22 protein-coding genes and 5 pseudogenes are annotated in these 22,945 nt (G+C 60.0%); 10 read left to right on the plus strand and 17 right to left on the minus strand.

The features are described from left to right. Nucleotides 1-87 precede the first annotated feature (87 nt). Together ACVWYI_RS12330 and ACVWYI_RS12335 are read left to right on the plus strand one after the other, a co-directional pair. Nucleotides 88-515: pseudogene (locus ACVWYI_RS12330) on the plus strand (IS66 family transposase); the annotation flags it as partial. Between the two features lie 696 nt (nt 516-1,211). After that, a complete protein-coding gene (locus ACVWYI_RS12335; RefSeq protein ID WP_456662147.1) occupies nt 1,212-1,439 on the plus strand; it encodes a hypothetical protein in 228 nt (75 codons plus the stop codon). A gap of 78 nt (nt 1,440-1,517) precedes the next feature. Here the strand turns inward: ACVWYI_RS12335 and ACVWYI_RS12340 are convergent, their stop codons facing one another. From ACVWYI_RS12340 to ACVWYI_RS12350, 3 genes are read right to left on the minus strand one after another with little or no spacing between them, the layout of a single operon-like run. Next, nucleotides 1,518-1,760, minus strand: a complete 243-nt coding sequence (locus tag ACVWYI_RS12340; RefSeq protein ID WP_456662148.1) for a hypothetical protein — start codon at nt 1,758-1,760, stop codon at nt 1,518-1,520. A 40-nt stretch (nt 1,761-1,800) separates the two neighbouring features. Then, nucleotides 1,801-1,953, minus strand: a complete 153-nt coding sequence (locus tag ACVWYI_RS12345) for a hypothetical protein (RefSeq protein WP_456662149.1) — start codon at nt 1,951-1,953, stop codon at nt 1,801-1,803. 8 nt (nt 1,954-1,961) lie between these two features. Next, nucleotides 1,962-2,180, minus strand: a complete 219-nt coding sequence (locus ACVWYI_RS12350; protein ID WP_456662150.1) for a hypothetical protein — start codon at nt 2,178-2,180, stop codon at nt 1,962-1,964. A 1,106-nt stretch (nt 2,181-3,286) separates the two neighbouring features. Between ACVWYI_RS12350 and ACVWYI_RS12355 the strand changes: the two genes are divergently transcribed. From ACVWYI_RS12355 to ACVWYI_RS12365, 3 genes are all read left to right on the plus strand, one after another. Continuing rightward, complete coding sequence (locus ACVWYI_RS12355; protein WP_456662151.1) at nt 3,287-4,039, plus strand: Crp/Fnr family transcriptional regulator; 753 nt, start codon at nt 3,287-3,289, stop codon at nt 4,037-4,039. 32 nt (nt 4,040-4,071) lie between these two features. Then, entirely contained in the window at nt 4,072-4,305 is a 234-nt protein-coding gene (locus tag ACVWYI_RS12360; protein WP_456662152.1) for a DUF6894 family protein, read from the plus strand. Between the two features lie 1,014 nt (nt 4,306-5,319). Beyond that, nucleotides 5,320-6,228: a formylglycine-generating enzyme family protein gene (locus ACVWYI_RS12365; RefSeq protein ID WP_456662153.1), complete on the plus strand. Its 909-nt coding sequence runs from the start codon at nt 5,320-5,322 to the stop codon at nt 6,226-6,228. 145 nt (nt 6,229-6,373) lie between these two features. On the opposite strand, the gene ACVWYI_RS12370 is transcribed toward ACVWYI_RS12365, so the two are convergent. The 3 genes and pseudogenes from ACVWYI_RS12370 to ACVWYI_RS12380 all read right to left on the minus strand — a co-directional run bounded on the left by ACVWYI_RS12370 (nt 6,374) and on the right by ACVWYI_RS12380 (nt 8,301). Then, a complete protein-coding gene (locus ACVWYI_RS12370) occupies nt 6,374-6,847 on the minus strand; it encodes a hypothetical protein (RefSeq protein WP_456662067.1) in 474 nt (157 codons plus the stop codon). Nucleotides 6,848-6,971: 124 nt separating this feature from the next. Beyond that, a pseudogene (locus ACVWYI_RS12375) lies at nt 6,972-7,627 on the minus strand (hypothetical protein). A gap of 386 nt (nt 7,628-8,013) precedes the next feature. Continuing rightward, nucleotides 8,014-8,301, minus strand: a complete 288-nt coding sequence (locus tag ACVWYI_RS12380) for a hypothetical protein (RefSeq protein ID WP_456662154.1) — start codon at nt 8,299-8,301, stop codon at nt 8,014-8,016. Between the two features lie 378 nt (nt 8,302-8,679). Here ACVWYI_RS12380 and ACVWYI_RS12385 point away from each other — a divergent pair, with 378 nt between their 5' ends. Continuing rightward, nucleotides 8,680-8,925 (plus strand): hypothetical protein, encoded by a 246-nt coding sequence (locus ACVWYI_RS12385; protein WP_456662155.1) that lies wholly within the window; start codon nt 8,680-8,682, stop codon nt 8,923-8,925. 213 nt (nt 8,926-9,138) lie between these two features. Here ACVWYI_RS12385 and ACVWYI_RS12390 read toward each other — a convergent pair. Next, nucleotides 9,139-9,321: pseudogene (locus ACVWYI_RS12390) on the minus strand (hypothetical protein); the annotation flags it as partial. Nucleotides 9,322-10,086: 765 nt separating this feature from the next. Between ACVWYI_RS12390 and ACVWYI_RS12395 the strand changes: the two are divergent. After that, nucleotides 10,087-10,332 carry a hypothetical protein gene (locus ACVWYI_RS12395; RefSeq protein ID WP_456662156.1) on the plus strand — a complete coding sequence of 82 codons (246 nt, stop codon included), beginning with the start codon at nt 10,087-10,089 and terminating at the stop codon, nt 10,330-10,332. Nucleotides 10,333-10,498: 166 nt separating this feature from the next. Here the strand turns inward: ACVWYI_RS12395 and ACVWYI_RS12400 are convergent, their stop codons facing one another. Then, nucleotides 10,499-11,905: a carbohydrate porin gene (locus ACVWYI_RS12400; RefSeq protein WP_456662157.1), complete on the minus strand. Its 1,407-nt coding sequence runs from the start codon at nt 11,903-11,905 to the stop codon at nt 10,499-10,501. A 185-nt stretch (nt 11,906-12,090) separates the two neighbouring features. On the opposite strand from ACVWYI_RS12400, the pseudogene ACVWYI_RS12405 reads away from it, so the two are divergent. Both ACVWYI_RS12405 and ACVWYI_RS12410 read left to right on the plus strand, forming a co-directional pair. After that, nucleotides 12,091-12,288 (plus strand): annotated as a pseudogene (locus ACVWYI_RS12405) (hypothetical protein). A 15-nt stretch (nt 12,289-12,303) separates the two neighbouring features. Then, on the plus strand, nt 12,304-12,726 hold the full coding sequence (locus ACVWYI_RS12410; RefSeq protein WP_456662158.1) for a hypothetical protein: 423 nt from the start codon (nt 12,304-12,306) through the stop codon (nt 12,724-12,726). A gap of 356 nt (nt 12,727-13,082) precedes the next feature. Here the strand turns inward: ACVWYI_RS12410 and ACVWYI_RS12415 are convergent, their stop codons facing one another. Next, nucleotides 13,083-13,958: a DNA topoisomerase IB gene (locus ACVWYI_RS12415; RefSeq protein ID WP_456662159.1), complete on the minus strand. Its 876-nt coding sequence runs from the start codon at nt 13,956-13,958 to the stop codon at nt 13,083-13,085. Nucleotides 13,959-14,444: 486 nt separating this feature from the next. Here ACVWYI_RS12415 and ACVWYI_RS12420 point away from each other — a divergent pair, with 486 nt between their 5' ends. Then, entirely contained in the window at nt 14,445-15,269 is an 825-nt protein-coding gene (locus ACVWYI_RS12420) for a ribonuclease HII (protein WP_456662160.1), read from the plus strand. A 25-nt stretch (nt 15,270-15,294) separates the two neighbouring features. On the opposite strand, the gene ligD is transcribed toward ACVWYI_RS12420, so the two are convergent. From ligD to ACVWYI_RS12460, 8 genes and pseudogenes are all read right to left on the minus strand, one after another. Beyond that, complete coding sequence (gene ligD / locus ACVWYI_RS12425) at nt 15,295-16,242, minus strand: non-homologous end-joining DNA ligase (protein WP_456662161.1); 948 nt, start codon at nt 16,240-16,242, stop codon at nt 15,295-15,297. A gap of 160 nt (nt 16,243-16,402) precedes the next feature. Continuing rightward, nucleotides 16,403-16,813, minus strand: a complete 411-nt coding sequence (locus tag ACVWYI_RS12430) for an MOSC domain-containing protein (protein ID WP_456662162.1) — start codon at nt 16,811-16,813, stop codon at nt 16,403-16,405. Then, the gene (locus ACVWYI_RS12435) at nt 16,813-18,495 is read right to left on the minus strand and encodes a PHP domain-containing protein (RefSeq protein ID WP_456662163.1); all 1,683 of its coding nucleotides are present in this window, start codon (nt 18,493-18,495) and stop codon (nt 16,813-16,815) included. The genes ACVWYI_RS12430 and ACVWYI_RS12435 overlap by 1 nt, the downstream gene beginning before the upstream one ends. Before the next feature lie 403 nt (nt 18,496-18,898). Continuing rightward, nucleotides 18,899-19,762 (minus strand): IS21-like element helper ATPase IstB, encoded by an 864-nt coding sequence (gene istB, locus ACVWYI_RS12440; protein ID WP_456661642.1) that lies wholly within the window; start codon nt 19,760-19,762, stop codon nt 18,899-18,901. Nucleotides 19,763-19,770: 8 nt separating this feature from the next. Next, a pseudogene (gene istA / locus ACVWYI_RS12445) lies at nt 19,771-21,261 on the minus strand (IS21 family transposase); the annotation flags it as partial. Between the two features lie 640 nt (nt 21,262-21,901). Further along, nucleotides 21,902-22,081, minus strand: a complete 180-nt coding sequence (locus tag ACVWYI_RS12450; protein WP_456662164.1) for a hypothetical protein — start codon at nt 22,079-22,081, stop codon at nt 21,902-21,904. A 198-nt stretch (nt 22,082-22,279) separates the two neighbouring features. Further along, nucleotides 22,280-22,618, minus strand: coding sequence for a hypothetical protein (locus ACVWYI_RS12455; protein WP_456662165.1), 339 nt, complete (start codon nt 22,616-22,618; stop codon nt 22,280-22,282). Between the two features lie 62 nt (nt 22,619-22,680). Then, complete coding sequence (locus ACVWYI_RS12460) at nt 22,681-22,944, minus strand: GlsB/YeaQ/YmgE family stress response membrane protein (protein WP_456662166.1); 264 nt, start codon at nt 22,942-22,944, stop codon at nt 22,681-22,683. Nucleotide 22,945: the final 1 nt, after the last annotated feature.

The raw sequence follows: 22,945 nt of genomic DNA on the forward strand, positions 1-22,945 counted from the left end.
CCCGTGCTTCAAGCATCAGCTTAAAACGTGGCACGAACATGGGCGTGAGGATTTCTTTCCTGGTGAACTCATCCGTTTTGAAACGGCGTGGCAACAACCGAGTCGTTCTTGAGCGCGCAACGCGCCAAGCTTTCGCGCAGCAATGATGTCGCCAAAACCATGGATTACCTGCTCAACCGCGTTGGGGCGCATTCACCCGCCTCCTCGATGACGGCCGCATCTGCCTGTCCAACAATGCGGCCGAGCGTGGCGTGCGCGGCATCGCTTTGGATCGGAAGTCGTGGTTGTTCTGCGGCTCGGATCGCGGCGGCGAGCGTGCCGCGGTGATGTACAGCCCTGATCGTCAAAAAGCCTGGCTCGCCGACGTTCTCGCGCGCATCGCCGAGCATGCCGTCCAAAGGCTCGACGACCTGTTGATATGGAATTGGCGCTCCGGCACCCGGAACGTTGATCAAGCCGCCTGGGCGGAAAATGACCCGCGCGCGGTCTTCGCCGGATGCTTACCCGCTGTCTAGGCCGAACTGTAATGTGAGAGCGGGCGGCGATAGATTAGTCAACTGTGCACATAATAGCGAAAGTGTATCGAGGCAGCTTCTTGAGAGTTACGTGCTGCCACATCAAAAGCAGAGTTGCCAATGTGTGTTCAGCGGAGGCCGCAGATCCCGACCTTCGCGAGGGCGTACAATAAACGATGCGGGTTCAGGCTGACCCGCTTTCAAAACAATATACGGCCTTGGGTCTTATTCTTAGGACTGTCACTGACCACTCCTGACCGCGTGTGCACGAACTCGGCGCTGCATACGGCTGACTGTCGAGCAGCCGGCGTGGCCCCCGTGCGTTTCTGGCCGTGCATAAGAAGGATTCGATAGGCTGATCCGCCTTGTCGAAACACACGCAGCCGATCTTTCTAGAGGCCTCGTGGGTTGCTCTGGAACCCCTGTGGGTCTCGCGGCGGCCTCACTGTACTTAGAGAAATACCTGGAGAAGGAATAGTTCTAGGCTGGGGCGTTCCGACCTGATGTTCACTGATCCTGCGGACCACGATCCCGTTTCACGACGGCTGCGGACTGCGTAGGTGCAAGATTTGGCTAAGCTATTGGCCTCACTGGTATTACCTGGGCCAACCGTGGTGGATCCGTTCCGAGTTGCCACATATCCCTCTCGAAAGCGCCCATTCGCCTACCATATTAGCGGGGCGGTTAGGAGCAAGTATGTCAGACCGGCGAGAACTATATCGCAGCCCAAATGGCGACACTTGGTTCATCGGGCGCGAGCCTACTAACGGTCATGCTTTTATTATCCATCAGCCCAATGCCCCTTCTGGTGGCCGCCTTTCTCACATTGAATTGGGCGACTTCTTGCGTGACGGAAAGGGACCCGAACAGCAAGCGTTGTTGCGACTGATCGGAACACTGGTCGAGGTGCCGCCGTTTGCCTAGACTAGGTCCGGAAGTGCTCCCCAAGCTTAGCAACAGACCCCGCCGTTACTCAGTTCGCCAAGTTTGAACGGCTTTCAACTAGTTCGGGAGTCTCGCTCGCTTTAACTGCTTGGCGCTCTGAACAATCTCACCTTGCTGAACGGCGGCTTCCATGCGCTTGTATCGGTTGTAAGTTGGATCCTCGGCAGCGCGCTCGGCAAGTTGGGCGCAGTTCTCTGCATTTTCTAAGAAATGCTGCGATTGCTTCATGATATCCTCCGTTAGGATGGACATGTGATTGGCCTCGCGATCAATGCGGTCCGGCGTGACAATTGTCCACATGACGGGCTGTAAAATCGGCCGAGCTAAAAGCAACTCGACACTAGGTGCGGAAGAACACGAACCAGACAACGGCCATAGCGATCACCGCGACACTTACGCTGATGAGAAGCAGCAAGAGGATCGAGGGCCCGGGTTCGGCTTGGCGCGCTTCCGTGGGTGTTTCGATAATGATGCCATGCTTTTTTCTCACCATGATTGCACCTAAATTTTGGGTGCTAAGTCGGCGCGGTCAAATACCGGGACAATTTCAAGATTCTCCGGCAAGGCACCCGATGGCGTGTCTTCCGCAGCATGGCGCAACGCTTCGGTGCTTGCATCTAATCCATCGGTAGTTTCGTTCGCGCCGCTACCGGCGTCGTGACGACGTGGCGGGACTTGATGGCCCCCATCGGCTTCTGTCTTCGCTACCTGTGTGGACATAAGATATCCTTTCGTTTTGGATACCAAGCTGTCCCAACGGGGATAGTTCCTACCCTGGCTGAGCGTCGAGCAAGCGCAGGCGTCTTTGCGAATCGGGTACGCACAAGGTTAAGTACAATTACGTCTCATGGCACCCCGTTGTGCGACGCCCGCGCACGATGGAGGTCAGGTTGTCTACCGCCGAAGAGCAGTTCTTTATTGGCAAGCAACGCGTCTTGTATCTGGATCTCGATGGATAGGCCGACTTTGGACCAAACGTTAGCAGGAAGAAAAAAGAGGGCCGAAGCCCTCTTTGAAGATCAGTACTGACGATAGCTCCGATGGTATCCGTAGCCGCGACGTACATAGGGGCGGCGGACGACGTAGGCCTCGGCCGATACACGGGCCTTGGCGGACACAACCGCGCGGACCGCAGACCACTGCAACGTTCTCGACGTTCGAAGACTGGAACTGTCCCAAGGGGGCCAGTGGCATTGCTGAAGCGGTTCCGGTCGAAAGCGCTGCGCCGCCTATCGTGGCCAGTGCGAGAAGTGCGAATCTAAGTTTCATCTAGTTTCTCCTATCGAGCGCAGCCTCCGGGGCAACGTAGAGGTTCCTCTATGAGCGAAGGATGAGCGCCGCGTGAAACTGAGGTTCGCTCAGCGAACTGCATCGCTGGGCATTTTGACCTGCATTGGGGCAAAACAGCTATGTTCGTACCCAACGTTTGTTCGCTCTCGCCCGAAGCGGACATTCGTATCGGCGGAGGGCCTCGGCCCGCCAATCCAGCCGAGGTCTTGCTACGGGCATCTTCGAATGGTGCTCTCAGCAGCGCAATCAGTCCGACGGCGCAAAGTTAATTCCGCCCCCTGGTCAGCCTCATCAGCAATAATTTGCGAGGAGTCCAGTCAAGCTTCCGACGTCCCTTCCCTGCAGGACAGACAGCCCGATGCGTGCAAACGCTGCTCCATCTGGCTGGAGCGCGAGAAAGCGATGTTCGTTGCCGAAGAGTCTAGAACGCTGGCGAATTTAATGCTTTACTGAAGCATCATCGGCCGAGGCTTTGTCCGTAGGCGTCGGTGGCTGAGAGAGGTCGCGCTCCCGCCTGCATGTGCAAGGGAGCGATCATGCCGCACCGCAAGCTAATAGCGCGCCTACAGGCAGTCGGCGGTCTATTCGAACGAGATAAGCTTAGACTCGCGCGCATTCCATATAGGGTGAAGTCCCTGGCTGATGGCGAATACGCGGTGCGCGAGGGAGACAAGCCCATCAGCTGCATCGTTGTGATCGACGGCTTTCTAGCTCGGCAAAGAGTGGTGAATGATCGAAATCAGATCTCGTCGTTCTATCTGGCTGGGGACATGCCCGACCTGCCTACCCTGCATTTGCCGATCGCGGATTGTGATCTTTGCAGCGTAGGCAATTCGACGATAGCCGCTGTGCTTCATTCATCTCTCAGAGAGATGATGACCGACTCTCTCGGACTTACACACGCTTTTTGGCGCGAAACGCTGATACAGGCTTCCATCTATCGCGAATGGGTTGAGAATCTCGGAGCACGCCAAGCCTTAGGTCGACTCGCGCATCTTCTTTGCGAGCTTACCACTCGCATGGAATTCGTTGGGCTGGGGGACAACGGCAGCTTCCGGATTCCGCTCACGCAGCAAGATGTTGCCGATGCATGTGGACTTTCGATAGTTCACGTGAACAGGACGATCCAGGAACTCAGGGGTTTGGGCCTCATTGAATGGGAAAACCACACCGTTACAGTGCTCCGCCCACAGGAACTGCAAGCTGTAGCCGAGTTCAGCCCTGAATATCTGCATGAGTTGAACCCAAGCGCAGGATCAACGCTCAGCAAATCTGGTTCAGGATTTTAGGAACGTCCGGGCATTTACTAACTTAGCGCCAAATGCCGCGTTTTCATTTCGACTATCATGAAGCGGAACGGGTCACTCTCGACGAGTTCGGCCAGGAAATGCACAGCGTTGTTGCAGCTCACAGGATGGCCATGATTGCCCTAGGCGAGGCCGTGCGCGATTTTACTTTTGCTGCTCGTCCGGGCACCATCGCGATTGTCGTTAGGAATGACGGCGGCGTTCTCCTGACAGTCTCTGCCACTGTTGAGCAGACTGAAAGCTGGTGAACCGGCGGCGAGACTTGGACGAAAGAGGCCGCCGACCGCCGCGGCCCTGAAGGCTTACTCCGTCGCGCCTTGTGCGGTCCGGATTTGCTCCGCGCAGCAGGCGAGGTCATCGTAAGTCTGGGCGATATTCCGCAGCGTTTCCCTCACAGGCGGGTGTTCTGCGTTGTCCGCCTTAGTCCGAAACTCCTCTGCTCGCATCTGCCAGTACCTAGGCGGGTGCATGCGCTCGATTCCCATCTCCCTCTCCGCCACGTTGCGTCCGGGAACAACTACGCTACAGGCCATTTTGTTCACGTTGGAACGAACAAACCCGCGCTTAGAAAGAGCCGTCGGTCTGCGCAGGCTCATCCACCGGCAGTGGCTGCTAAGGTCGTGTGCTGCTAAGCCGTTGATCGGTTTCGCTGGTGCAGGCTGACCGTGCTCGAAAGCGGCATGATGCGGCCAGAACTCAGAGCTTATCGAAACGACAAAGAGTAGGGCCGCCTCAATTGAAGGCGTCTTTACTCCGAAATCTGCTCATGGCCCATCAGCGAAGTAGCTGCGCACCTCCTTGAGGTCCGCGTAGTGAGAAGGGCGGACTAGATTTGCTCACGTTGAGTTCTTCGCACTTTGACCCGTAAGCGACCTCTCGCAAGACTATCGGCAAGCCCCCGAGGCAGAAGCGAGCGGTGCAGTTATATAATCACGCGCTTGGACTAACGAAACCAAACAAAAACTGGCCGTTTGGCGTGCGGGTCTCATCACGCACCAAGGCAGCTTTTTTCGTCACGCGTCTCGACTGGCCGCGAGTGAAGGGCGCTGTTTCATCTCTTCAAGCCGCGAAGCAATTCAGATTAGCAACGGAGCCGTCTTGTTGGCCTGCGCAACGAGATGTATTGTAGGCGTAGTAGGATGGCGGGTGAACGGCGGTCGAGGAAGACGCCGCAAGCCGTTCTGTCTTATGATTGAAACAAATTGCCTGACGCGCCGCCGCCAACCGAGTGTCGACCACCGTGATGCGGCTGGGAGCCCTGGATGGACAGGTTTGTTCACTTATTACCTCTGTTGCTTGCGCCGCTGATTGTCCAACTCCAGGTAGCGAGCGCCGGTGCAGAAACGTTGGATCAATCCACACCGGCGCTCTCGATCTTAGAGCGCCCATCGCCCCTGGATTTGCGGCTTTTCCGGCTGCTATCGCGATCTGAAGAAAGCGCATTGGTACCGCTTGATCGCTTTAAAGAGTGTGATCTCTGTCCGGTGATGATCGTCGTTCCTGCCGGCCGGTTCACCATGGGCGCAAGCGCGGGTGAAGCAGGCAGCACAGCGGACGAACGGCCGCAACACCAGGTGACGTTCCCGAGCTTCTCGGTTGGACGTTTTCCCGTTTCTCTCCAGGAGTGGAACGCCTGCGTCATGAGGAAGGGTTGCAGCTTTCGATCGTCGGATCCGACCAGCAGTAGCGAATGGAAACCCGTCACCAATATTCAATGGGCCGAAGCCAAAGAGTACGTCGACTGGCTGTCGCGTGCGACCGGAAAGCCATATCGGTTGTTGAGCGAATCGGAGCGGGAGTACGTCGCGCGCGCCGGAACGACGACTGCTTTCTGGTGGGGCGATTCCTTCGCTTTTGATCCGGCCGAAGAACGCCAAATCGCCGGGACGAAGTCTCCGCCGCCAAGACGGTCGCCTCCTAATCCTTGGGGGATCTATGAAGTCCATGGTAGCGTCTACGACTGGGTGGAGGATTGCTGGCACGACACTTACCAAGACGCACCGGCGGACGGAACGGCATGGATAGAAGGAGATTGCAGCCGACATGTCCTGCGCGGCGGCTCGGTTAGTCGAGCGGTGCAAACCCGCCGCGCTGCGGCGCGCATTTGGTTCGGCTCATCGAATCGGATGGATTACATGAGTGTTCGTGTTGCAAGGACGCTACTGCGATAGGCAAGATGGGCCCGTTTCGTCGACCACAAGCGCGGCTGCGTCAGGGCGGCGAGATGCAGACGACAGAGGTTGACCGAAAACATGATCCGAAAAAGCTAGGTGTTGATCGACTCGGAAACAGCCTCGTCATTTGACATCGGCTATTTCACCGTCGCGATCGAACCCCATAAGCACGAACAGCCTCGATAAACGCGCCCCAATCCTTTACGGAGGAGATCGTGGCTTCGGTGTCATCCCACGTAAGGGTTGTCTCGGCGTCTAGCTCTGTCGCTCCGCGGCCCTGCAAATCCTCTTTTGCGGCCAGGACGGCCAAACGAGAGGCAACGAAGTCGCGATCAAGGTCGAGCAGAGATAGGTTTTCCGAGATTGATGAAACCTGAGCACCGCTCCGATCACGGATATCGAGCAATCCGAGCTCCTCTCGTCTGATGGCCGCTGTCTCATCACGCCAAATCTTTTCGGCCCGCTGCGCCAACTGGATGAGCCGAATGTAGAGGCTCGTAGGGATCCCGGATGACTGCGCTTGGGTCTGCGTGATGGCATGGATCCGGTGAGACTGGAAATCGAGCACCTCACCCGATTGTACGTGGGAGCGATCCTTGCTTTCGTCAGTCGGCATTGTAGTCTCCGCGACGACCATTATAGGGGCAGCAAAAACAAGTCCGAAAATGCCTCGATGGGCGAGCGCCAGCACTTCTACGCTTCGATTCCTCGGCCCAGAAAACAATTGACCAAGATGCCGCTCAATTGGTGGCGAAGCAGTAAAGCAATCCCGCTCCGCCGACGCGCTGCAAGTTCGCCGGGGAACAACCCGGCGTCTTGTGCGAATAGTTCCAGAAATTGGGACCCTGAGCGTTGCCGATCAGATCATGGTGTCCGACGATCGCGCTACCCTGTCCGTCAGTGCTGCTCGTCCAGTTGCTGCAAGTCGCGTCGGCACCCGGAATGGAGCCGTGCCATCGTGTTGTGTGCCGGTGAGCATGTCATGTTGATTGGGGTTGTCGCCACGTCCCTTGACCACCATACCCTTCTCATCGAGGCCGGTCTCTTTGTTGATCTTGTTGTTGTCGCTGTGCAGGTCGGCCACGTTTGCCGCGATCTGGATTCCCTTGGCGTTGGACCAGGGACCGTTACCGATCCGATCCTTGGCATTGATAGCGCCCGGCCCCTGCGTCGAAAGATAGGCGTGCCATGTTTTGCCGCCCGCGCCTGCGGCCTGGGCGAGGGTCTCGCAATGTCGATCCGCCCCGTCCAGCCCACCGAGGTCGCCGCCCCTCTCAAGCCCGACACTGGTTATGAAGAAACCCATGCTGCCTTGCTGGGCTTCGGCTGGTCCCCGCGCACTCAACGTCAAGATTACCATGAATGAGAGTAGAGCCAAATTCGCTATCTTGGTCATGCGGTTGGTCCTTGCCAATGTGGACTCTCGTCCCCACAATCACGCGCCGCTGCAACACTGCTCCAACCGGGTATCCCGGCATTCGCTAAAACCTATTATACGATCAGATTATCCATAATCACACTTCGTCTTTCACCCTATGGAAGTAGAGGCATATCGTCATGGGCGGCGTGACCGTAGCGCATGCCGCTGCCGCGGATGGATTTAAACGGGCTTAAAATGACTGCGGCCCTGGGTTTCGTGGACGGCAACGTATTCAGAGCATTCCTGTCTCTCGCCAACTCCTTACGCCATTCTAAAGTCCAGCGGGGTCGCCTATTGACCCAGAGCAGAAGTAGTAGATGGATGTCCCTCTCTTCTTAGAAGGCGCGACACAGGGAAGGTCGCTACGCTCGATCTAACTCGACCAGATATGCTAGGACCAAGTCTTCGGTCTGAGCTTGGATAGCAGCATTTCGATAGATGACAATCTCGGCTTCGTCAGCTCTGCGAACTGTCAACTTGGCCGTCGAGGAGCAAAGCGGGAGGCCGTTCGATGTAATCGTGGTCAAGTCATCACGAACCCACTCCTCTTTGCACAACTCGAAGGCTTCCCGGAAATTCTTTGCCTCGAACGCGAAGATAGCTTTGCCGTCAACGTCCATCGCGAATACCGAGCCCGAGAAAACAGTCATTGACACTCACCTTTCATCAGTATCGACAACCGACGGCGCCGCGAGCGTTTTGCTTCGCTTCACATTTGCTCACGAACTGGCCGCATTTCGCGAGGCGTCCAGTTACTGTAACCGGCCTCTTTCGGCCCGCAAGCAACGTCCGCTTCGTGGTTAGACGTCCGGCGATACAAGGTCGATGACGGCTGTTGACGAAAGAGAACCTTGATGTGGCGCAGCCGCGGTTCGCAATCCGTTCTCGTTGCCGACTTGTTCTCACTCGCTGCCCCGGTACTGGCCTCTTTCCGAGCGCGGTGGCTTAGCTTAATTTCAGCAGTGGCCTAGTTTGCTCTATGCTATTTTCGCTTGCGTCCCGGAACAAGCTGGCCTGAACGTCCATCAATGAAAATGAATGATCCAATCAAGGGGCGTTGGTCATGGGCATCGCGAGAATGCACTCTCCGAAGTCACTCGCGGGACCGCGCGGAGGAATTACGCGCCAAGGCAAACAACTGCGCATATCCTGAAACGCTGACGAGCCGCGTGCAGCTCTTCATCGACGGCGAGGCCGCGGTGCTCGGCGTAAACGGCGTCTCCGAATTTAACGCGCTGCATTCATGGAAGCACGACGCGGAGGTGCAGCTTTAGGCCTTCGATATCATTGCGCTCGGCGGCGAGGATCTGACCAGGTGTGGCTACTACTCATGTCGCCTGCTGCTGTCGCTCAGGCCCGCCGCGCGTCGCATCATCCCTATTCATCAGCAGAGCATTCATCAGCAGAGCGGCAGGGGCGGGCGCGCATCACTCAGGCAAGGGCGGTACTGCGCTCGATCCAAGCCCTGAGTTTGCCAAAGCGATTGTTTAACGTTTCGCAGGCGGGCCGCTCTTGTTTCCTGGAAGTCCCTTGATGTTAGTCGGATCCTGCTGTTGCACAGTAGGGTCACCCGCTGAGCCGACAGTGCCTTGCCCGGGGGGCGGTCCGCTCTTACCGCCGGGCGCACCGCTGATGCCGGCGCCTGAGTTTTGCGCACTAGTGGCGGTTGCAGCACCACCTACGCCAGGTTGCCCAGGCGGGTGCGCTGCGGCGCCAGGGGACTCCTGACTTCCGACGTTTCCAGACGCGCCAGAGTTGTGTGTCTTTACGCCCTTATCTGCCTCGGTTTGCAAATTCTGGTTGGGTGCCGCTTGCTGGGCCATGGCGGGGCCTGCGGCCAGGGCAGAGGCGACGATTACAGTCGATAATATCTTCATGCGCTTCCTCCGTCGTTATCTCCTGCCTAACAACCCGCGGGTGGCCCAACATTTCCCACCAACGGCAAATAAGCCGCGTGCTCCGCCCCTGTAACTCCTTTAGATGGGGCGAAGCCCTTGTCCAAATTGGTAATCCAGATCGTGCAACGATGACCGAGCAGTTGATCGGTCATTTACCGCAAGGAAGGTCCGGTCGTGGCCCGTAGGCGAAGTCGGAGGCGGCGTTCAGCGCGACCGTAGTCGGTAGCAGACCGGACATCGCGGGCACGCGGCCAAACCGCCGCTTCTGACCCGGAACGGACATCGGGAATTCTGCAAGTGCTGCTCCTGTCGCATTCCGAGGATGACCTTGGAGGTTACAATGACTCATTCATGGTGCTTGGGGCGGACGTGAAGTTGCGCCCATTCATGCCTCTTGATGGCCGTGCATCTGATGGCGGTGCGGGTCCGTGAATGTGATCGGCGCAACGATGGGAGCGCCTCCGGAAAACGCCAATCCGCCGGACGCGACCAAGGTGTTGGCGGCTCTCAAAGGACCAGATCGTGTTGGAAGGGTAGGTGTCCGGCCTGGCCAGCAGCCTCCTGCTCGCCGAAATGCCAAGCCGCCGGCGCCGCATCGGCCGGATGGGGCCATGCGGCCGCGGCGGAATCGTGCTCCGGATTGAGCTCGGCGACGAGGACCGAGGAAACGACCGCCGGGGCCGTCGAGCTGGCATGCTGCTGTTCCGCACCCGCCTCGAAATGGAACGCGGGCTCGGCCCGGTTGTGAAAGCCTTCGTCGTCGGCGCCTTGGACGTCTGTTGATCAAATTGCCCGAGGCTTGCGCGAGCGCGAAGAGGCTGAAAAGGATCAATGAGATATCCGCCCCAAGTAAGCCGACATGACGGTTGCCTTGATGCCACCGCGATCGTCTTCATCTACACGAGCTAAGCCTGAACTTCCTCGAACAGAGCCCGCGATGCGGACGGCGCTAGAATTTGAGCGTGGTCCTGAGCCCGAATACTGAGGCGTTTTTAAGGACCTTTCCGGCGAATGGCGTCGCCGGTCCCGCGGCGCCGCCTCCCGGGTGGATGATGTATTGGAAGTTTGGCTGCAAGGACCAGCCGTCCTTTATCTGGTATTGGTAGACCGTCGTCAGCAATCCCTCGAAGTTTCGCAAGGGCCAATTTGGATTCACCAACGTGCGGTAGTCGGCGTCTAGCGCCTGCGCCCGTTTGGACACATGGGCATAGCCCGCGGCGATCCCGAACTTGTCGTCGGGCCGGTCGTCACGTAGCCCGATGAACTCGATGCCGGCATCAGCGTAGAGATCGATCAGGTTGCGATCAGCGGGTGCGCTGGCGGCCCTTGCGAACACACCGATCCCGCGATCGTCGCTGTGAGGCACGCGATAGATCTGTTGCTCGAAGACCGCCCAACCACCGATGTCTCCTGCCAGCAATAAGGGCTCGCCGCTGCTACCGGAAGCGGCGAGCGAGACGCCGTTCGACGCGAGCTGTTGATCGGCGAAAGAGCCGAAGTGCCGCCACCCGCCGAACTTGATTTGGCCGGTCAGGTTGGGATCGCCCTTCTTGTTGTTCCAGGCGTACTGGATCTGACCTAGAAGCAACGGCGGATCGTTGACGCGGAAATTGAGGCCGTACCGGTTGCGCTCCTGCGGGTCGCCCGATCCGGGTCCGGCTTGGTCGCCGTCGAAGATCGCACCCAGGAGGGAAAGCTGGTCGGTCACGTTGACCAGTAGCCTTGCGCCCATAGCCGCCAAAGGTGGCGAAGGTCCGCCGCTGGAAAGATTGAGCGACGTGATCGCGGGCCAACCCATTGAGGCGCTGGTGAACACGTCTGTATATTTGGTGTTGAAGAATTCGCTGTCGGCGGCGAGCTGGCCGACTTTCAGCGAGATCCTCTTCGCGCCCCACTGCTTCTCGAAATAGGCTTCGTAGAGACGCGTTGAGGGCAGCGCCTCGATTCCGCTGACGACGAAGAAGTTCTGAAGATTGCTCCGGGACAGGCCATCGCCATGGATCTGGAACATGTTGGCGTGAAAGGTGAGCTTGTCGATGCCGACGAGTTTCTGCAGATCGACATCCACCGCAAGGTTGAGACGGCCCTCGTAGATAGCGCCCTGTTTCAGGCCGCCGGAAGCGTTACCAAACGCCTCGCCGATGTAAGTGGCAGCGAACTTCACGCCGTACTTCTGCAGCGGGTTGGGAAGAAGGCCGAGCGTCTTTTCCTCTACGGTGCTCTCACCCGTATCCGGATCGGCAGGCTTGTCGTCGTCGGTCTTCTTATCCTCCTGAGCCGCGGCGCCGGCTGCCAGAACTAAGACAACCGATGTCGAAAGAACGACCTGCCTATAAAATCGCTGAGGTCTCCACATGCGAGTTCCTGATCTCGAAGATAGCCTTACGAATTGCCCGATCTTGCAAGGCAAGTCTACCGTGGAGGCATCTTGCAAAGGTACGGTCAGACCAGCTGGCTTGGCCTATCGCGATCGAAACTTTGTTGAGTCGCGCCGTGCGAAATGTTGGCTATAGTGGGACTTTCGCTTTCTGGGGAGCATTGATGTTCGATGCGGCAACCACTGCGCTATTGCACGCGGTCTTGGACGAGGTCTGCGAGCGTTTCGCAGCGCGAGATCGGACCGCGTAGCCATATCGCCTCAAAGATACTGGAGGCGGCGACCAGAGGCGAGGTATCGCAGGACGAACTCACGCAGCTGGCCGTGACGCCCTTTGGCGGGCGCCCACGATGTGGCGCTGATCGGTCGAGGCGGGCGTGAATTTCCAGGTCACGGTGCTGAAGATCCTGGTGAGCTATCCGGACGGCTTCGCCGTCATGGATGACCTCAAGCGCGATATGGCCATTCTGGCGACCAGCGGCCGCGATTGGGCGGACCGGACCAAGCGCCTCGCCGCACGGGTGCCCGATCTCGACATCTTTTCTCAAGGCTTAGTAGAACGCATCAGCGGGGGCTGGAAGATCACGGCAAAGGGTCGGGTAGTGCTTGAATTGATGGAAGTCCGCCCGGAGGCATCCGAGCCGGCCCAACAGGCCGCAGCCGATGAGGCTCCACAATTGGTATCCGAGACAGCGCCGGTTCCTCCGCTGCGGCAACCTGCCGATCGTGCCAAGCGGCGGCGCGAACGCCGCCAACGTCGTCGTGAGGGGCGCGAACGCGCGAGAGCGAACGCCTCTTGAGGTGGATCGAAGCCAAGGAACAGCCGCCGGCTGGGCGCGGCCGTTGCAATAGTCCCGGACTGTCGATTACCTCGTAGCCCCAAGCGTACCGCCGTTACGTTGTTTGCGGCCAGGCTAGTCCGACTTAAGAACGGTATTACTGCGAGTTGTGCACAGGTCCTTCTACCGAGCGGGCAGGCGCGAATGGCGAGGACGAAAGCCGAACCCGCTCGGTAAGCGACCGTCCCGCCGGACCGCACCTCGCCCAGCACCTCGGTTTTGAATGGAAGGCCCGTTTTTGCCGACGAGAGCACCAGCCGAGGCGTGCCTGGAGGCATCGAGGAGGACGCAGGCGCCCAGAGACCGGGTACGCGAGGCTAGGCGGGCACCTTCAGAGAATTGAGACGCTTGCGCAGAAATGCCAGCACCACAATCTCGTCTGAAGTGAGCTTGGCGTACTGGCGCTTGAACTTCTGCGCGATCTTGGCATCAATCATCTTCACGAGGTCACCGGACATATAGGCGTTCAGGATTTCCGGGTGCACGTAGCACTTGCGGCAGATGGCCGGTGTGTTGCCAAGCTGCTTCGAGACGCTCTCAATCGCGGCGACGACGTTGCGCTTCGCCTCGGCCTGGCTATCGTAGTTCTTGAATTCGGCCAGAGCCAACGCCGCCAGAACCGTCCCCGCCCAAGTCCGAAAATCCTTGGCGCTGAAGTCCTCGCCCGTGATGTCCTGGATATAGGCGTTGACGTCGCCGGAATCGACGGTGTGGGGCTGTCCGTCCTCGTCCAAATACTTGAAGAGTTCGTGTCCCGGGATCTCCGCGGAGCGCTTCACGATCGCGGCTATCCGCTTGTCCTCGACGCGAAGCTTCCACTGTTTGCCTGACTTGCCCGTGAAGTCGAACCGAAGGATGCCGCGCCCGACCTCGACGTGCTTGCGGCGCATGGTGGTGAGCCCGTAGGACTTGTTTTTCTCGGCATACTCCGCATTGCCGACCCGGATCAATGTCTTCTCCAGAAGACTAACGATCGTGGCCAGCACCTTCTCGCGGGGCAGTCCGTCCCGCTTCATGTCGGAGGCGACCCGCTCCCGCAGCGCGGGCAGCGCGGCAGCGAACAGGATGATATGCTCATACTTGTTCTGGTCTCGCAGCTCGCGCCACTTCGGACGGTACCGATACTGCTTCCGACCCCGCGCATCGAGCCCGGTCGCCTGGATGTGGCCGTTCGACGACGGGCAGATCCACACGGAGTCGTAGGCAGGCGGGATGCCGATGATTTGATGCGTCGGATGACGGCGGCATCGGTGATGCGCTTGCCGTCCTTGTCGTAGTAGCTGAAAGTGGTTCCATTCCGCTTGCGCGTGTACCCCGGCGCGGAGTCGCTGACGCACCGGAGGCCTTCTTCCGCGATGGTAGCCGCCACTTCGACCGTGCGGTCCAGAACCTGTTCGTCGTTGCCGGTCTGTCGGAGCATGGGCCTGTCCCTCGGAAGCACCCTAGGACCGAGGCTCCGCTCCTTTCTAAAGGAATGAAGATACCGGTTGGTTCCGCTCTGAGGTGGACGGGCGCGATGTGCGATGGCCGCTCAGACTATCGGGACCTCAGATGAGAGCCGGCCCGGTTCCTTTCGATAAGGCGCTGCGCAGTCGATGAGGATGGCATGGCTGAACTTCAGACAATCGCCACAAAGTTCACCGACACGCTCCCCACAGTCAGTCTTTACGAAGGCCGCTATGTCCCAGTATTCGCTCGATGTGCTGCGTCAGCGCTATGTCATCGAGAAAAGACCACTCGAGGCCAGCGTCGAGCAGACCTTGCGCGCCGACACCCGCGCGGGAGCCCGTGCCATCCTGGCTTTAATCGATAAACGGCGTTTCGAAAACAGGTCCGAAGGACAGCGCCTCCGGAAGATCCTCAGTTTCGAAACCTCTCTCTGGGAGAGCGGCCTTCAGGCCGTGGCAGGCGTGGACGAAGCCGGAATGAGCCCTCTCGCCGGGCCAGTCTCCGCCGGCGCCGTGATCCTGAAACCCGGCACCCGGATCATGGGAATCGACGACTCGAAGAAACTCGACGCCGCGGCTCGCGAAGAACTCGCGAAGGAGATCAAGGCAAAGGCAGAGAGTTGGTGTGTGGCGTTCGTGCAGGTCGAGGAGATCGACACGATCAACATCTATTGGGCGGGCATCCAGGCCATGCAGCGCGCGGTCCGGGGGCTGGGGTTGGCGCCGCAACACCTGCTGATCGATGCAAAGCGGTTGAAGGAAATCGATATCCCTCAGCAAGCCATTATCAAAGGCGACGCCAAGTCCGCCAGCATCGCCGCTGCCTCAATCCTCGCGAAAGTCGAGCGCGACACGGTCATGCGGATGCTCGACGTCCGCCACCCCGGCTACGGCTTCGCGGATCATAAGGGCTACCCGGTGCCGGCTCATTACGAAGCTCTCGCGAGGCTTGGTGCATGCGCAGCTCACCGGAGGTCGTTCGGACCTGTACGCAAGGCTCTCGGGTTGCCGCCCCTGCCGCCGTGGCCTTCGGCATCCGAGCGCGTAGCGGGCTAAACAGGTCGTACGCCTCTTGGCGGCGCTATTTTCGCGACCAGCTCTTTTCGCGAACGACGTCCCTGGCCTTCTTGTCGGACCGCAAGCCGAGATAGACCGGCTGGCGCAGCTCGCCCTTACTGGTCCACTCGGAGAACTTCACTTCCGCGACCGACGAAGGACGCACCCAGGTCGTGACCCGCTCATCCTTCACCTTGGCCGGGAACGGCGACTTACCAGTCTTGAGCCTCATGAGCTTGCTGTGAAGCTCTTCAAGAACCTGGTGGCTGAAGCCGGTACCGACGTGGCCGATGTACCGCCATGCATCCCCTTCGCGTACTGCCAGCACGAGGGCGCCGAAAAAAGGCCGGGTTCGCCTCGGCGCCGTGAAGCCGGCGATCACGACCTCCTGCCGCTGCGCCGTCTTCACCTTCAGCCAATCGGCGGTCCGGCGTCCGGATGCATACGGGCTGTCGGCACGCTTGGCCATGATGCCTTCGAGGTGTCTCCGCTGTGCTTCTGCGAAGAATTTCGTTCCGTTGCCTTTGCGGTGGTCGCTGAACGCGATCAGCTTGTGGCGCGGCAGGATGGCCTTTAGCCGCTTCTTGCGATCGACGAGCGGCAGCGCACGCAGGTCTTTGCCGTCTGCGAAGATAAGATCGAATGCGCAGTACAGAAGTTTAGCCTCGTCGCGCAGTGCGTTTTGAAGCAACTGGAAATGGGATACGCCATCCTTCCCGATCGCGACCAGCTCGCCATCGATCACGGCGTCGGCCTTCACGCCTTCCAGTGCTTTCGCGACCTCGACATAAGAGTGGCTGATGATTTTTCCGTTGCGGCTGTAGAGTACGACCCTCCCGCTCCGAATTTCCGCGACCATGCGGAAACCATCGAATTTGTCCTCGAAGACCCAATCGGGATCGTCGAACGGCGCATCCGTCAACGTGGCCAGCATGGGCTGCAGGCGATATGGCAGGGTCGATTTTCGGGCCATGGTAGGGTCTTTCTACACGGCCGGCAGAGGCCGAAACGAGGAGGACGGAAGGCGAATCCGCGCAGTATCACCAGCCGCGACCATCCCGCCGGCCCGTACCACGCCCAACACCCCGGATTTGAACGGAGGGCCCGTTTCCGCCGACGAGAGCACCTGTTGCTTAAGGCCGCCCGAAGCGGTCGATGAGGACACAGGGCGTCCGGAGACCGGTCAGCTCGACGATGGCCATGGGACCTAATTCGATGAGGGGGCCGAGCGGCATCCGCTCGAGGGCCAAGCCGGCGGTGCTGATGTTCTCGCCGAGGTCGCCTGCGCCGACCTCGAAGGCGGCTTTAAGTAGCGTCGCGAAGAGTTCGGACGGGATCAGGTGAACCTGCCGGAGATTGGGCAGGCGTGGCCGGCGGGCGAGATAACGGTGCCGCACAAACGGGCCAGCGTGGACGTCGCCTTCGACGCCATGGCCTTCCACCAGCACGATGCGATCCCGAGGCGGCTTGCTGAAGCGGTGACCGCGATCGGCGGCGACCGCGACCACGGTGCCCTCCAGCGAGAGCGCGAACGCCTGCGGCATCAGGCCGCTCGGGTGAGCGAGCGCCGCTTCTGACGAAGGTACCGGGAGATCTCCGGAAGAGCCATCGCGTTCAGGACCCGGTCGGCGGGGACACCGCCCTTGCGCGCCATCTCGACACCCCAGCGCATGTGGTCGAGCTCGGGGATCGAGTGCGCGTCCGGATTGATGCTGAGCATGCAGCCGAACTCAACGGCGGCCTGGTGCCAGCGCCAATCCAGGTCCAGGCGCCATGGATGAGCGTTGATCTCGACGACGACGTCGTGCTTGGCGCAGGCACGCAACACTTTCTCGACGTCGATTTCGTAGCCTGGCCGCCGCTGGAGCTGGCGCCCGGTCATGTGGCCGATGATGGTAGTATGAGGATCGGCGATGGCCCGCAGCAGGCGCTGCGTCTGCGCCTTGCGGTCCAGTTTGAAGCGGCCGTGGATGCTCGCGACCACGAAATCGAAGCGCGCCAGCACGTCGTCCGTATAGTCCAGCGAGCCGTCGGCCAGAATGTCGGACTCGATGCCTTTGAGGATCCGGAAATCCTTGCCGAAACGCTTGTTCAGTCGGTCGGCTTCCCGGTACTGCTGCGCGATCTCCTCCACAGAGAGACCGCCCGCGTAGTGCGCGGACTTGGAATGGTCGGCGACCCCAAAATATTCGAAACCGCGCTGGCGCGTAGCCTTGGCCATGGTCTCCAGCGTCTCGGTGCCGTCGGAGGCATCCGTATGGCCGTGAAGGATTCCGCGCAAGTCCTTGTCGGTGACGAGCTTCGGCAGCTTGCCCTTCTGAGCCAGTTCGACCTCTCCGCGCCCCTCCCGCAGTTCAGGATCGATGAACGGCAGGTCGAGGGCGCTATAGATCTGGGCCTCGTCGCCGCCGATCAGGGTACGACCCTTGTGCAACCCGTCGCTCTCCAGCCGCATTCCTTTCTCCGCGGCCAAAGCCTGGAGCCTCTCGATGTGAGCGGCTGAGCCGGTGCCGAAAAGAAGGGCGGCGCCGAAGTGGTTGCGGTCGGACAAGCGGATTTGCAGTCCATCCGCTGCCGGCGCGTTCGGCGTCTCGCCGGTCTTGGGAGCCTCCGCGACGATCGTGAGGTCGCCGACGAGTTCGCAGCCGCGGCGGAAGTCGCCTGCGATCGTCACCCGCTTGAACTCCGGCCGGGCCTTCCGAAGCGAATCCTTGGCGTGCGAGAGCAGGGCGGCCGCACGGTGCAGATGGAGGCGACCTTCTCCGCTTTTCGCGATGGCCAAGTTCTGCAGGATCTTGGTCTGCAGCGCGGCGCCGAGGCCTTTAGCTTTCTTGATGCGGTCGTCCTTGGCGGCGGCCTCCAACTCGGCCAGCGAAGTGATACCGAGATCCTTGTAGAGCCGCAGCACCTTCTCCGGAGCCAGACCTGGCACGGCAAGCATCTCGAGCACACCCTCGGGAATCTCCTTCCGGAGCTTTTCAAGGCTCGGATGAGTGCCGCACTTGTAAAGCTTGGTAATGATGTCGGCGATCGCCTCGCCGACGCCGGGGATTTCGGTCAGTCGGTCTTCGGCGATGAGCACGTCCAGAGGGACGGCAAGGGCTGCCAAGCTGTCAGCGGCCCGAGAATAGGCTTTTGCCCGGTAGGGGTTGCCGCCACGCAAGGCGGTGCGCTGCGCATATTCCCGCAGCAGGCTTGCTACACCACGAGTGTCGAGGGAGGCCATTTAACTAGCCCCCCGTCCCGCGTCCTGCGACCTCGGCGGATCAAAGCCACTCCCAGCGCCCGAACCTTCGCCTGGCGGACGGTCGAGAGACCTTTCAAGCTTCTGAGCTGCCCGGAAGTCCTCAAGGTGCTCCATATTCGGGCCGTAAGCGGCCTCTTTCTTGAGGAGATTATAGATCCGCCCGGCCAGCAGCTGCAGATGCTTCATCCTGCCGTGCGGCATAGATCGGGCCTTACACAGAGCGCGGACAGCGTAAGCCCGGAAGTAGTCGAATGCGTCTGACATAATGTCGATAACGCCTGGTCTCCCCCTATAGTTCGGTTGCTGGCCTCAGCCCTGCTGAGAGGGCGCCCCCAAAGTCCTCGCACATTCCCTTGAGAACGGATGCTGCACCTTCCCGCTGTCAATCGGCTTGCAACTTTGACCCCTCATCGGCGTCCAATTTTGACCCCTTTGCGCGGCGATGTTTGCTGGTAGCGCTCGTCTCGTCGGAGCTGGCCGGGATAGCGGAGGCGAGACGAGCGCGGGTGGCGTGATCGTCGTCTCGGCTTTTGAACCGCCAGCTGTCGTTGCCGGTCTCGACGATGTCACAGTGATGGGTCAACCGGTCGAGCAGCGCGGTGGTCATCTTGGCGTCGCCGAACACGCTCGGCCATTCGCCGAAGGCGAGATTTGTCGTCACGATGACGGAGGCGCGCTCATAGAGCCGGCTGACGAGGTGGAACAGAAGCTGGCCACCCGACTGGGCGAAGGGCAAATAGCCGAGTTCATCCAGCACGATGAAGTCCATCCGGGTCAGATGCTCGGCGAGCCGTCCTTGCCGTCCGTTGCGGGTCTCGGTCTCGAGCCGGTTGACGAGGTCGACGACGTTGTAGAAGCGTCCTCTAGCGCCATCGCGGATGCAGCTTCTGGCGATGGCAATGGCCAGGTGGGTTTTGCCTGTGCCGGTGCCGCCAACCAGTACGACGTTGCGTTGCTGGGCGATGAAGCCGCCGCCGGCGAGGTCATTGACGAGAGTCTGATTGATTGGCGTGCCATCGAACTGGAAGTCGGCGATGTCCTTGGCAAGTGGCAGCTTGGCAATGGTGAGCTGGTATTTGATCGACCTGGCTTGCTTCTCATTGATCTCGGCGTTGAGCAGGTCGCCGACAATGCGCTGAGGTTCGTGCTGGCGTTTGACAGCGATCGCCATGATCTCGTCGAAGGCCGCCTTCATGCCATAGAGCTTGAGTTCGCCCATGAGGTCGAAGATTTGGGTTCGTTCCATCAGATGGTCCTCCGGAGGTTGTCGTAGCGGGCACAATCGGCGATCGGTGCATGACGGAGCGTCAGTGCGGCCGGCGTCATGATGTTGGCCGGTGGGGCGAGTTCACGTTGCCGGGCCAGGATATTGAGAACGACATCTGCGGAATGGACGCTGTGACTGAGCGCTTCGGCACAGGCCGCTTCCACCGCGGGGAGACCGTCAGTCAGCACCGCGTTGAGGATGTCGACCATCTGCCGATTGCCATCGTCGGTGCTGGCAAGCTTGCGCCGGATCCGCTCGATCGCGGCCGGCAGCACCCAGTCCTTGAAGGGAGCACCGTTGCGCAGGGCGCCGGGTTTGCGGACGAGCACCGGCACATAATGCCAGGGGTCGTAGACGGTATCGCCGCGACTAAAGGATCGCGGGTGCTCGGCAACGATGCGTCCATCCTGACGGATCACGATGCGATCGGCATAGGCTTGAACCTCGACCGGTCGTCCGACTGCGCTGGCTGCGACCGAGTACTTGTTGTTGTCGAAGCGCACCAGGCAGGTCTTCGAGACCGACGCCGTCACGGCATGGAAGCCGTCGAAGCGGCCGGCATAGGGAACGAGCTTGGGGCGTTCGGCTTCGAACACGTCCCAGATCGTCTGATCAACCAACTCCGGATGGCGATGAGCCTTGGCGTAGGCGATGCATTTGTCGAGCAGCCAGGCGTTTAACTCGTCGAGGTTTTTGAACCGCAGCCGCGGCGTGAAGAAGCGTTCCCTGACCAGCCCGACCTGGTTCTCGACCTGCCCCTTCTCCCAGCCCGACGCTGGCGTGCAGGCGACCGGATCGACCAGATAGTGGCTGCACATCTGCAAGAAGCGGCGGTTGTAGAGACGCCCTTTACCGACGAAGATCGTCTCTACCGCGGTCTTCATGTTGTCGTAGATGCCGCGAGTGCAGGTGCCTTTGAACAGGGCGAACGCCCGGTCGTGGGCGTCGAACACCATCTCCTGCGTCTCCCGCGGATAGGCTCGCACGAACAGCATGCGGCTGTGACAGAGCCGGACATGGGCGGCCTTCACCATCACCGTGGTGCCGCTCAGCAAGACCACCTCGTGGCTCCAGTCGAACTGGTAGGCTTCGCCTGGGGCAAAGCTCAGCGGAACATAAGCGGCTGCGGTCGATTGCCCGCGTTCTTTGCTCCAGCGCCTGGCGTAACGCCGCACCGCATCGTAACCGCCGTCATAGCCGCGGCCGCGCAGCTCTTCGAAGATCCGGATCAACGTCAACTGTTCACGAGCGGATTTAGTCACGTTCGACGCAAGCAGCCCGTCAAGTTCGACTGCCCATTGTCCGAGCTTTGGCCGCGGCTGCACCTGCCGCTCGTACTCGAATGAGGTCTCTCCCGACCTCAGCACCTTCCGGACCGTGTTCCGCGACACCTTCAGGTCACGGGCGATCTCCTTGATCGTCTTGCCCTTGATGAAGTGCTCGCGCCGGATCCGGGCAATCGTCTCCACGATCAGCATCCCCCACCACCTGCTTTGTTACGAAGCAGGCAGCGCAACAGACCAACCTGTAGGGGGTCAATTTTGGACGCCGATCCCCCGGCTTAGGGGGTCAATATTGCAGGCCGAATGACACTTCCCGCCGGCCGATTTCGCCTGGTCCTCAATCTCGCCAGCCGAGTCGGCTCGACCCAATGTCTAGGAACGAAACGCAGCAGCGTGGCTTGGTCGCTAAAGGAGCCGCGCCATGAAACGCTCTGGCATTGCACTTGTCTTAGCTCTCGTCATCCCTTGCGCAGCATTTGCCCAAGGTGGGGGCGGAGGCGGTGGAGGCGGCGGCGGCGGTGCCGCCGGATCTGCCGGTGGAAGCGCTGGCGGTGCGTCGTCGTCTGCAGGTGCAGGGGGTTCGACTGCAGGGGGTTCGACTGCAGCATCTCCGTCCGCTACAGGAGCCGCAGGCGCCGCGAACTCGGGCGGAACGGCAAGCCCGCCGGCTACTGCCCCGAATGCAAATACCAATCCAACCACCGGCACCACCAATGCGATAACCGGTATCGCCAATGGCACTCCCACTCCTCAATTCGGGCTCAATCAGGGAGCGGTCAATGGAAACAGCACGAATGCCGCAAGCCCCGGCACCAATGCTGCCGGAACCGCAGCTTCATCCGGAACGCCTGCTGCTAATACCCAAGGGGCCGCCGCGGGCGGCATCGGTCGGCCAACGACCACTGATCAACACGATAGTGACGTCAAGATCGATCGGGAGAACAGCAAAGTCGACCAGACCGTGAAAAAGATATGCAAAAACTGCTAAAGCATCGACGACAGAGGCGATGGCCACAGAACCTTCGGCGTCAGCCGCGGCGGCGCGAGGAGGCCCCAGGCCTGTTCGAGTGCATTTAGGCGTCAGTCAAAAGCGTCAGCTTCCATCCACTAGCGCTCGGACACTAAGCCGGAGCTCAGCCTACCGACGGCAGTGAAAAGTGATTCGCAAGCAGCTGCAACACTTCGCGACCGCCCGGCTCCGAACGGTCAGACCTCACGTTTTCGGACTCGGCTGCGGCGTAGGTGCGGCTTGAGGAGTTTGAGGAGGTGTCGGATTGCTCTGCTGCTGAGGCGCCGCGGGATCGCCGCCCGCATGAGGAACGCACGTACCGATATTGCTGAGCAGTCGTTTGGCCTGAAGGTCGCGCACCTTTGAGTATTCGCGTCTTCGCTCGATATTGGCCGCGGCCCACCGGTCCCAGACCTCGAAGGCGTCGGTGTAGTGCTTTCGCATCTGCTCCTCGGCGGCAAGGCAATCGGCAAACTTGTCGAAAACCAGGTCGGTGTTGACCGGGGTCATGCCTCCTACCAGGACAACGAGCATCCATTTCATCTTCCCAATCACCTTTCACACTGGGCATTCACCGCTAACGCGGAGAATTCCGTTCACGGTGGTTAGATGGCGCGGCGGCTGCGACCGGCCACAAAACCGTAGACGAGAAGCACGATGATGGCGCCTACGACCGCCCCCACTAGTCCTGCGCCTTCTCCGGGCCGATACCAGCCGAGAGCCTGACCAAGATAGGTCGCAACGAACGCGCCTACTATTCCCAGGATCGTGGTCAGGATGAAACCCGAGGGCTCGTTGTCGCCGGGCATGATGAACTTCGCGATGATGCCTGCGATGAATCCTATGATGATCGTCGAGATGATGCTCATG

This window comes from Bradyrhizobium sp. LB13.1 (assembly GCF_054056815.1).